Consider the following 347-nt stretch of genomic DNA (forward strand, 5'->3'; position numbering starts at 1 on the left):
TGCAGGCGGCGGAAAACGTTGGTGCGCATCCCCATCACCAGCGGACGCGGATCGTAATAGATGAAACGCACGCCAGCGCTGGTCAGGCTGTTAACAAATTTGTCGGAGAGTTCGGCAGAGCCATAACCATCGACCATCACTTCGACCCGCACGCCGCGCTGGGCTGCCGCCAGCAGTTCGCGGTGCAGGGCGTTGCCCACGTCATCCTCAAACAGAATAAAGGTTTCGATTAATACCGTACGTTCCGCCCGCTGGATCGCGCCAAAGACCCGCGGGAAAAACGCTTCGCCATTTTCCAGCAACAGCAGCCGGTTGCCTTCCTGCCAGCTAAAATTCATAGGTGAATC

At 57.3% G+C, this 347-nt stretch carries 1 protein-coding gene; it reads right to left on the reverse strand.

Annotation, left to right across the window (positions count from 1 at the left end; all coding sequences use genetic code 11):
* Nucleotides 1-347, reverse strand: a 347-nt coding sequence (locus IU459_RS40320; RefSeq protein WP_369123113.1) for a phospholipase D-like domain-containing protein, incomplete at both ends; no start/stop codon positions are given.

The sequence above is a fragment of the Nocardia amamiensis genome, assembly GCF_015477605.1.
Classification (GTDB): Bacteria; Actinomycetota; Actinomycetes; order Mycobacteriales; family Mycobacteriaceae; genus Nocardia; species Nocardia amamiensis_A.